The following is a 522-nucleotide window of genomic DNA, read 5'->3' as shown; positions in this document are numbered from 1 at the left end:
TTAAAATATCTTCACAATCAAGACAATTCTCAGAATCATTGACGTAGTCAAAAACACTTTCACCTTCTTTCACGTTTCTACTGATAAATTCAATAAGATTGGTATCTGCTTTGTTGTACTTTATAATATTGGTAGGAAACACACTGATGTATACTTTATTGCCATCAGCTCTAGTCCATAGCAAAGTCTGGATTTTAACTCTAGCATATTTAATTTCATTACCATCTAGAAAGTATAAATCTCTCTTAAAAGTACCATTCTTCTTTAATTTATCTGATTCTGGAATGCAAAGTTCTTTACGAACAAAACCTTTTTGTATAAAATCACAATAATTGTCAATAATGCTACTATAGGTTTGTTTTATTAGAATCAAACTACTATAGGGTTTTTGCATTGTCACTTAAATCCTAGACAAAAAGCACAAAAGGTATTCACTACCTATTGTGCTTTTTTGTTTTATCTGTAATTTTTATTGGCTAAAAATAACTTGTTTACTGATATTTTTGTTGGCTTATAACAATA

Annotated in this window: 1 protein-coding gene; it reads right to left on the bottom strand. The window is 28.5% G+C overall.

Translation table 11 applies throughout. From position 1 onward, the window contains the following. A partial coding sequence (locus CLORY_RS22935; protein WP_139376140.1) for a hypothetical protein occupies positions 1–394 on the bottom strand: 394 nt, incomplete at its 3' end. Between the last annotated feature and the right edge of the window lie 128 nt (positions 395–522).

Source organism: Clostridium oryzae (assembly GCF_002029235.1).
In the GTDB taxonomy this organism is placed as follows: Bacteria; Bacillota; Clostridia; order Clostridiales; family Clostridiaceae; genus Clostridium_AE; species Clostridium_AE oryzae.
Note: the sequence above shows the minus strand (reverse complement) of the source record. Positions and strands in the feature narration are given on the sequence as shown.